This is a genomic window from Halobacillus sp. BBL2006 (assembly GCF_000786645.1).
Lineage (GTDB): Bacteria > Bacillota > Bacilli > Bacillales > Halobacillaceae > Halobacillus.
On the sequence record NZ_JRNX01000649.1, the window covers coordinates 1 to 10,157 of the forward strand.

The window sequence follows — 10,157 nt, forward strand, 5'->3', positions numbered from 1 at the left end:
TTTAGTTTTATTTTTGTTAATGATAAATATTGTTATGGTGTTTAGAGTAGATAATTTAATGGACACTTTATACGCATTTAAGGAAGTATCGTTAATATTTTTTATTGTTATGTCTTTCTTTTATTTTAAGAATATTATAATTAATAATTTTATTAAATATTTAAGGTTAATAATCTTTTTAAATATACTGAATCTTATTGTAGGGATTATTACTCTATACATTGGGCCAGAGGTTTACGCAAAGTTAATAGTAGGGCATTCTTTTTATGGCAATTCCGAAATAGGGAATTTTAGAATATCTCATATTGGAGGCCTATTTAGAACACCTGCGTTACTCGGTAGTTCTGCAGCTTATGGTTACTTCGGATTATTCTCTTTTTTCATATTTAGATATTTTAAAAAACAAACCTCTTCATTATTTGCTCTTGGAAATGTTGCATTATCTTTTACTAGGAGTGTTTATATCGCCTTGTTATTTTATTTCCTTTTAGTAATCCTATATAAAGTGTATAAGAAAGAAGTAACAAGTAAGCATTTGGTAATCACATGTACAGTAATTTTCGTAATGCTTATAGGAGGAATATCTAAGTTAAATTACCTTAATAGTTTATCAGGGGTCAACTCTATTTTTTCTAGGTTGAATAATTGGTCTCTTATACTAGATCAAACCGATTTTAATTTTTTCAATTTCCTTTTTGGTGGATTTTATGGGTTTGTAGGTCTTGCTAACGATACTAGCATTGAATTTTTAAAAATATTTGATAATTCATGGTTGTTTTATATGTATAATATTGGAATAACAGGTGTTATTATGACAATTGTTTACTTGGTTTCTTTTATCAAGAGATCTAAGATGTCAATTTATATTATATTACCTCTTGCAATATCAATGTTCTTTATTAATCTTACACAAAGTCAAGTTTTTTTAATATTCTTCCCTTTAGTGTTAATACTTTATTGTTCTACAAAAGAAAGAATGAATTTTGCAAGTGTGTCAATGGAAGGAATGAATGAAAATGAAAACAGACCATAAACCAATTTTAATAACTGGGGCACCCCGAGGAGGAACTACTTTTGTAGGTAAGATGTTGTCTTTATCACCTGAAGTGGGGTATATACATGAACCCTTTAATAAAGAATATGGCTTAAAAAATATAAAATCAAATTTTCAGTTTCTTCACGCCAATCACTGTGAAATAGGAGTTTATGAATCTTCACTAGAGCAATTACTATTAAAAAAGGGAATTTTCAAGAGAATTCCAATATCGTACTTATTAAGAGGAAATAAAAGTATATATAAGAGATTAATGAATTTCGTTGGTTGGACACTTATTAAAAGTAGACCAAATTATATTTATAAAAAAGCAAAGTTGAACCCTCTGGTTAAAAGATTTTTGATAAAAGACCCGATGTTGCTTTTTTCTACCGAATGGATAGTTAATAATTACGACTTTGAAATAGTAATGGTAGTACGTCATCCAGCAGCTTTTGTTAGTAGCTTGAAAAGATTGAATTGGCAATTTGATTTTCATACTCTCAAGAATCAAAGAGAACTTTTAGAAACGTATCCAACTTTACGACAGTTGTTAGAAGAAATAGATGAAGAAAGTTTATCTAATATTGAAAAATGGGCCTTTTTGTGGAATTGTTACAACTCGTTCATCTATGATATAAGTCAGAAGTATCCAAGCATTAAGGTTGTAAGACATGAAGACCTTTCGAAATTCCCTATTGAAGAGTTTGAAAAGCTTTATAAACATCTGAATATTAATTTCACTGAAAAAATTAAGTCACAGTTGAAAGTTTACACTGGTGAAGAAAACCCAACCAATCCTATAAAAAACAATGTTCATACTCTAAAGAGAAATAGTAGAGAGAATGTAAAGAGGTGGAAGTCAAATCTTTCAAAAAAAGAGATCAGTGAGATAAAAGAAATAACTAATGAGGTATCAAACTATTTCTATGATGACAGTGATTGGTAAGTATATAATAATGGAGCACAAGCAATGATAGATTACTTATTGAATTTTAAGAAAAAAATTGGTTTTAGTGATTTTTTTGTAAAGGTTATTGAATCTTTCTTTGGAAGAGGTTCGTTTATAGTTTTTTCTTTACTCTTTACATTTATTTGTGCTAGATTGTATGGTCCTGAATTATTTGGAGAATATACATATGCATTTACTTTAGTTACGCTTCTAATGATATTAGCTAAGGCGGGAATGGATGAAGGATTAATTTATTCTCTACCTAAAGATAAATATAAAAATGTAAGTTTAAGTTTTATCGTTAATATTGCTATTTCTGTAATAATAATAACAATTTCTTGGTTCGTCATCGATGATATCTATTTGAAATTCATGTTACCTTTAATTTGGTTAGTATCCGCAGAACAACTTTTTTTTGGCATATACAGATCAGAGGGTAAAATAAAAGAATTTTATTATATTTATGGGCTCCTTAGCATGATATTAAGAGTTATGATGATTATTCTCTTCTATTACATATTCGGAAAAAATGAATACAGTATTGCAATTGCTATTTATATTTCTTTTATATTCTCTAATAGCATATATTTTTGGCGCAACAAACAAAAATTTAAAAAAGTTATTGTTGATAAAAAATTCTTGTTATATTCATTTCCACTAGTAATCGCTACGATGATGGGATCGTTAATAAACAAAATTGATATAGTTATGTTAGGGAGCATGAGTAATTCTTTTAGTGTAGGAGTGTATCAAGTAACTGCTCAAATATCTAAAGTCGTCCAAGTAATGTTAATGGTTTTTAATACAGTTTTTGCACCAAAAGTTGCGCATCTATATCATCAAGGTAAAGAAAGTGAACTAATAGGTTTATATATCAAAGGAACTAGAATTTTAGCACTATTAGCATTGATGGTTACAATTCCTATATTATTTTTTAGTGACCCACTTCTATCACTTTTTGGTGAGGAGTTTAAATATGGACAAGAAGCACTGATAATGAAGTGTGTGGGCCAATTTGTTAATATTGCTGTTGGTGGAGTTTGGCTTATGTTATCCATGACTGGTAACCCAAAATTTCAAATGTATGCAAATACATTTGCATTTATGGTTAATATAATATTGAATTATTTCCTTATCCCTAAATACGATATAAACGGTGCTGCTTTTGCAAGTATGATAACTTTAGTTATTACAAATGTGATTGGTTACATAGTAGTAGCTAAAAGCTTTAAAGCGAGAGTCTTTAAGTTTTTTTAGATAATTTAAAAGTATTGACAAATTCTGAAAGAGTGAGAGTATGCAGATTTTTATAAATGGTAGGTTTTTATCTCAGGAGACAACTGGTGTTCAACGTTACGCCACAGAAGTTGTTAAAGCTATTGATAATTTAATTGATTCTGGTTATATACACCATAAGGACTATAGGTTTGTTTTGTTATCTCCAAAGGCAAAAAAGCAAAATCTATCTTTAAAACATATTGAAATAAGAACTATAGGTATGTTAAAGGGGCATACATGGGAGCAGTTAGAATTACCTTTTCACACTAAAAACAATTTACTCATAAATTTATGTAACACCAGTCCAATATTCAAAAGAAGGCAATTGACTGTAATCCATGATGCTGCAGTATTTGCTAATAAACAAAATTTTTCTTTTTCTTTTAGACTCTGGTATCAATTCCTATATAAATTACAAGCACGAGTAGCGAGTAAAATTATAACGGTTTCGAATTTTTCTAAAAATGAATTAGTCAAATATTTAAAGATAGATGATAGAAGAATAAAAGTCATTTATGAGGGGAATGAACATTTTAGCAATTTATTATCTGGATCTGCAGAATTCCAGAATGAAATTCAAGATTATGAACCTTATATTTTAGCAGTTAGTAGTCTAAATCCTAATAAAAACTTTAAAGTAATAGTAAAGGCATTAGAGTATATACATGACAAAGAAATTAATGTTGTTATTGCAGGTGGAACCAACCCTAAGGTATTTAGTACTAACGGAGTTGAATTATCAAATAAGGTTAAACACCTAGGGTACGTTAGTGATAACCAATTAAAATCACTGTATAAAAATGCTTTTTGCTTTATTTATCCTTCTTTATATGAAGGGTTCGGGCTCCCTCCTTTAGAAGCAATGACTGTAGGGTGTCCTGTAATAGTATCTGATAGAGCATCTTTACCCGAGGTAGGTGGGGATTCGGTGATTTATTGTGACCCCACAAACCCAGAAGACATTGCAAATAAGATTAAGAACCTTATGGACAGCCCAGAGCTTCATAACAAATTAATTAATAAAGGTTTTAAACAAAGTGAAAAATTCACTTGGTATAATACCGCAAAAGAACTTTTCAGTGTAATACAAGAAATGGAATAACTTGTTTTTTGGAAAAATACCCCTCTAGAAAGAGTGAGAAATGATATGAAGGTTGCCATAATTCATGATTGGTTAGTCACATATGCAGGAGCTGAAAAAGTATTAGAGGAAATTTTAAATGTATTTCCTGAAGCTGATGTGTTCAGTATTGTAGATTTTATCGAAGAAGATAAAAGACAATTTTTAAAGAATAAAACTGTAAATACTTCATTTATACAAAAGTTACCTTTTTCTAAGAAAAAATATAGAAATTATCTACCGATTATGCCACATGCTGTTGAACAACTAGATGTATCTCATTATGATGTTATTATATCAAGTTCGCATGCTGTAGCTAAGGGAGTAATTACCGGTCCAGATCAATTACATATATCATATGTACACTCCCCGATTAGGTATGCTTGGGATTTACAGCACCAGTATCTAAGGGAAACAGGGTTAGATAAAGGCTTCAAAGGATTTCTCACAAGACTAATCTTACATAAGATAAGAAATTGGGATTATAGAACTTCTAATGGTGTAGATTATTTTCTTTCTAATTCAAACTTCATTTCAAGACGCATATGGAAAGTATATCGTAGGGACGCAACTACTATATATCCACCTGTTGATGTTTCTTCTTTTTCACTACATCAGAAGAAAAAAGAATTTTATTTAACTGCATCCAGGATGGTACCTTATAAGAAGATGGATGTTATTGCTAAAGCTTTCTCCCAAATGCCTGAGAAAGAACTAGTAGTTATTGGTGATGGACCTGATTTTCAAAAAATAAAGTCTAATTCTAATGTTAATGTGAGACTGCTTGGATACCAAGATAGCGAAACTTTAGTCGAATATATGCAAAATGCAAAAGCATTTGTATTTGCAGCAGAAGAAGACTTTGGAATTACTCCTGTAGAAGCCCAAGCTTGTGGAACTCCTATTATTGCTTATGGCAAAGGTGGATCAAAAGAAACAGTACGTGGTTATGGTGAAGCTGAAAGTCCGACTGGGGTATTCTTCAATGAACAGACACCTGAATCTATAATTGAAGCAATTAAACACTTTGAGGATGTAAAGGAAAATATTCTTCCTAATTATTGTCGGAAAAATGCGGAAAGGTTTGATCCTGAAAACTTTAAAAAAGAATTAAGAGAATTTGTTGAAGAGAAATATATAAATAACCAAAAAGTGAGGGTGTAGAAATGAAATTAGTATTATTATCAGGTGGTTCAGGTAAACGACTATGGCCATTGTCTAACGACTCAAGGTCCAAACAATTCTTAAAAGTATTAGACAATAACACTGAGAAAGTTTCTATGGTTCAACGAGTTTGGAATCAATTAGATGAATGTAAACTTGCTAAGGATTCTGTAATTGCAACCAGTAAATCTCAAGTTGATATGTTATTCTCTCAATTAGGTAATCATGTGCCAATTGTTACTGAACCTGAGAGAAGAGATACTTTTCCAGCCATAGCTCTATCAGCTGTATATCTTTACTCTGTTAAAAGTTGTAGTAAAGATGAAGCTGTTTGTGTACTGCCGGTGGATCCATTTGTAGATACTCAATTCTTTGAAAATGTTAAGAAATTGGAGAGTATTCTTGAAGATTCAGGTGCTGACTTGGCATTAATGGGTGTAAAACCCACACACCCTTCAGAAAAATATGGATATATATTGCCTGAAAATAAAATTAAAGGTGCGATTACCGTTAAGCGGTTTACAGAAAAGCCAACCACACAAAATGCTAAAGAGTTTATAGACCAGGGAGCACTATGGAATTGCGGTGTTTTTTCATTTAAATTAAGCTACATATTAGATATATTAATAGATCGCGGATTTCCAATAGATTACGAAGAACTATTAAAACAGTATTCTGACTTACCGAAAATAAGCTTTGATTATCAAGTTGTTGAGAATACAGAAAATATAGTCGCAATACCTTACAATGGTAGCTGGAAGGATCTTGGAACTTGGAATACACTAACAGAAGAAATGTCTTCTCCATTTATAGGCAAAGGAATAATGAGTGAAGATACAAATAATTCTCATGTAGTAAATGAACTAGATATTCCTATCGCATTATTAGGTTTAGAAAACACTGTGGTGGCTGCAAGTCCTGATGGAATTCTTGTAACTAATAAGGAGTCAAGCCCAAGAGTTAAAGAATATGTAAGCAGTATGAATGGAAGACCTATGTATGAAGAGCGAAGATGGGGTTGGTATAAAGTCCTTGATTATACTAAATATATTGAAGGAAATGAAGTATTAACTAAAAGGATTGGAATAGATAGTGGCAAAAACTTAAGCTATCAAATTCATTATAAAAGAAGTGAAGTTTGGACAATTATTAAAGGGGAAGGAATATTCATTTTAAATGGTGAACTACGACATGTAAGAGCAGGAGATGTCTTGCATATTCCATTAGCTGCTAAACATTCTATTAAAGCCACAACTAATATGGAAATAATAGAAGTTCAATCTGGAAGCGAACTTGTGGAAGAAGATATTATACGTTTATCTACTAATTGGGAAGACATAGTTGAACAAATGGAGATACTGTACTAAAGGTATAGTTTTTATCCTTCCTTAACTAAATTACGCCTTTGTAAATGAATAAGCTGACTACTAAAGGATGACATGGTCATGACTGTTGAAATGAGTATCGTGGTTGTCGCGATTATCTTTATGCTTGTAGGATTATTCTTGGAATTAGCGCGACCAGACTTAATTGTGTTTTCTACATTATTTATATTTATAATGCTTGGTCTAGTTACACCAGAACAAGCACTTATCGGCTTCTCTAACCAAGGGATGCTTACAATTGCTTTACTTTTCATTGTGGCCGGAGTATTTGAAAAAAGTGGTCTAGTTGAAAGGTTGATGTCCTCCTTTCTTGCAAAAGCAATGTCTCATAGAGGGGCATTAAGTCGTCTAGTCATTCCCATATCTGGATTCTCTGCATTTTTAAACAATACACCTATAGTAGTAACGCTTACCCCTATCGTTCGTAAGTGGGCATCACAACATAATGTTTCACCATCAAAATTTTTAATTCCATTGTCGTACGCTTCTATATTAGGTGGAACAATCACCTTAATGGGTACATCCACAAATTTGGTGATCCATGGCTTGCTTTTGGACTTTGACAATGATGGTTTTTCTTTTTTTCAACTAGCTATTGTTGGAGTGCCAATTACTATTGTAGGACTTGCTTATTTAATTATATATGGTCCAAAGGTATTACCGGATCATAGAAGTTTAATTGAAAAAGTCAATGAGAATACTAAAGACTACCTAAGTGAATTGGTTGTATTGGAAGATTTTCCATTCATAGGTGAGACGGTTGAAAGAGCGTCTTTAAGAAATTTAAAAGGTTTATATCTCATTGAAATAATTAGAGGATCGAAAAGAATTTCTCCTGTTACCAGAAAAACTAAGATAAAAATAGGTGATCGACTTATTTTTACAGGCATGATGTCTACTATTGCTGAACTTCAAAAAAGAAAAGGTTTGCAATTGGATACAGGCACGGATTTATCATTGGATGATTTAAAAAATGGAGATTCAAAACTTCAAGAAGTGGTGGTTTCTCATCAATCTAACTTACTAGGGCGATCAATTAAGCAAAGTAGATTTCGTGAAACCTATGATGCAGCTGTAATGGCAGTTCACAGAAACGACGAACGAGTCCAGGGGAAAATAGGAGATATAGTGCCTAGGGCAGGAGATCTATTTTTAACAGTAGCTGGACCAGAATTTGAGCAAAAGAGTAGAGAGCAGGGAGATTTTTATATAACATCTCCAGTAGATAACCAGACTTTTTATGAAAACGAATCTAAAGGTTGGTTTGCACTTGTTTTGTTATTAGGGATGATTTCTCTTGTTACTTTACAAGTGATTACTATTTTTAAAGCAATGGTAATAACCGTTGGGATACTACTAGCAACAAAAATTATTAGTCCTCGCGAAGCAAAACGTGCTGTTCAGTTCCAAGTCTTGTTATTGATAGCCAGTGCATTGGGAATAGGAAATGTCATAATTCAAACAGGAACTGCTGAATGGATTGCTGAACAACTAGTCTCAGCCCTAGCGCCCTTAGGTGTAGTAGCAATTTTACTTGCGATTTATATTTTAACCAACGTATTTACAGAACTTATTACAAATAATGCAGCTGCTGTAATCATGTTTCCGGTTGCATATGAAGTAGCTAAAGATGCTGGAATTGATCCCATGGCGATGGCAATCATTGTGGCCATTGCAGCATCTGCTAGCTTTCTATCTCCTATCGGCTATCAAACAAATCTAATTGTTTATGGACCTGGAGGATACAGTTTCAAGGATTACATCCGTGCAGGACTTCCCTTAACGTTACTTGTGATGATTACTACTGTTTCAATTATATATTTTAAATTTGTTTAGGAGGAATTGAGTATGAAGTCTACGAATATCACATGGCACGAATCAAAAGTTGCAAAAGCTGAAAGACAAGAATTGAAGAATCATAAGAGCCCGGTTCTTTGGTTTACAGGTTTATCAGGTTCTGGAAAGTCAACCTTATCTGTGGAAGTGGAAAAAGCATTATATGAATTAGGTGTTCACTCCTATCGTCTCGATGGGGATAACGTTCGTCATGGCTTAAACAAAAATCTAGGTTTTAGCCCAGAAGATCGTACAGAAAATATCCGTCGTATTGGTGAAGTTGCTAAGCTAATGAATGATGCAGGCCTTGTCACTCTCACTGCATTTATCTCTCCATATCGTGAAGATCGTGACAATGTGCGTGAACTCTTTGATGATGGAGATTTTGTGGAAGTGTACGCTAAATGTTCATTAGAAGAAGCTGAAAACCGTGATCCTAAAGGGTTATACAAAAAAGCTCGCTCAGGAGAAATTAAAGGCTTCACAGGAATTGATGCTCCATATGAAGAACCTACTTCCCCAGAAATTGTGGTAGAAACTGATAAAACATCTTTAGAAGACTCTGTGAAACTAGTCATTAATTATCTTCAAGAAAAAAAATACATCTAATGTTAGGACTTGATTCTTAAAGGGGGAATAAAGATGCACCAAAAAGTAGTTGAAGCTGCCATAAAGGCAGGAAAAGAAATAATGGAAATATATGAAACCGATTTTGAAGTTGAGTATAAAGAGGATGAATCCCCATTAACTGTGGCAGATAAACGATCCCATATTATCATTAAAACTGCTCTTCAGGAGAATTATCCAGACATTCCGATTTTAAGTGAAGAAGGTTCTCAGCTGACATATGAAGAACGACAAAGCTGGAAAGAATTTTGGCTCGTTGATCCGATTGATGGGACGAAAGAATTCATTAAAAAGAATGGGGAATTCACGGTAAATATCGCTCTCATTCGAGAAGGAAAGCCTGTCTTTGGTGTAGTTTATGCTCCTGCTTTAGATCATCTTTATGTAGCGGATGAAGAAAAAGGAGCCTTTAAAACTACTTCTGTAACAGAAAAAGAAAGCATTGCTGAAAATACTATAAAACTCCCTTTAAAAGATTCAAATGACAAGATAGCAAAAGTCGTTGCAAGTCGATCACATATGTCAAAAGAAACTGAAGCTTTTATAGATGAACTAAAATTAAAATATCAAGAGGTAGAAAAGATTTCTGCTGGAAGTTCTCTAAAGCTTTGTCTAGTTGCGGAGGGGGAAGCGGATTATTATCCACGTTATGCTCCTACAATGGAATGGGATACAGGCGCTGGACAGGCAATTGTTGAGCTTTCCGGAGGAAGAGTGGAAATCGCAAATGAAAAGAATCCATTAACTTATAATAAAGAAGTA

General features: G+C 32.7%; 9 protein-coding genes. All 9 read left to right on the plus strand.

Going from position 1 to position 10,157, the window contains the following annotated elements; translation table 11 throughout:
* On the plus strand, positions 1–1,033 hold a 1,033-nt coding region (locus LD39_RS17645), incomplete at its 5' end, for a hypothetical protein (protein WP_035550839.1).
* Positions 1,017–1,982: a sulfotransferase gene (locus tag LD39_RS17650; RefSeq protein ID WP_197061454.1), complete on the plus strand. Its 966-nt coding sequence runs from the start codon at positions 1,017–1,019 to the stop codon at positions 1,980–1,982. The genes LD39_RS17645 and LD39_RS17650, both read left to right, overlap by 17 nt.
* Positions 1,983–2,006: 24 nt before the next feature.
* On the plus strand, positions 2,007–3,242 hold the full coding sequence (locus tag LD39_RS17655) for a flippase (protein ID WP_035550844.1): 1,236 nt from the start codon (positions 2,007–2,009) through the stop codon (positions 3,240–3,242).
* Between the two features lie 40 nt (positions 3,243–3,282).
* Positions 3,283–4,365 (plus strand): glycosyltransferase family 1 protein, encoded by a 1,083-nt coding sequence (locus tag LD39_RS17660; RefSeq protein ID WP_035550846.1) that lies wholly within the window; start codon positions 3,283–3,285, stop codon positions 4,363–4,365.
* 45 nt (positions 4,366–4,410) lie between these two features.
* Complete coding sequence (locus tag LD39_RS17665; RefSeq protein WP_035550849.1) at positions 4,411–5,547, plus strand: glycosyltransferase family 4 protein; 1,137 nt, start codon at positions 4,411–4,413, stop codon at positions 5,545–5,547.
* Positions 5,548–5,549: 2 nt separating this feature from the next.
* Positions 5,550–6,914: a sugar phosphate nucleotidyltransferase gene (locus tag LD39_RS17670; protein ID WP_035550854.1), complete on the plus strand. Its 1,365-nt coding sequence runs from the start codon at positions 5,550–5,552 to the stop codon at positions 6,912–6,914.
* A gap of 78 nt (positions 6,915–6,992) precedes the next feature.
* The gene (locus LD39_RS17675) at positions 6,993–8,768 is read left to right on the plus strand and encodes an SLC13 family permease (protein WP_035550857.1); all 1,776 of its coding nucleotides are present in this window, start codon (positions 6,993–6,995) and stop codon (positions 8,766–8,768) included.
* A 12-nt stretch (positions 8,769–8,780) separates the two neighbouring features.
* Entirely contained in the window at positions 8,781–9,377 is a 597-nt protein-coding gene (cysC, locus tag LD39_RS17680) for an adenylyl-sulfate kinase (protein WP_035550861.1), read from the plus strand.
* A 33-nt stretch (positions 9,378–9,410) separates the two neighbouring features.
* Positions 9,411–10,157, plus strand: a 747-nt coding sequence (gene cysQ, locus LD39_RS17685; protein WP_035550864.1) for a 3'(2'),5'-bisphosphate nucleotidase CysQ, incomplete at its 3' end; no start/stop codon positions are given.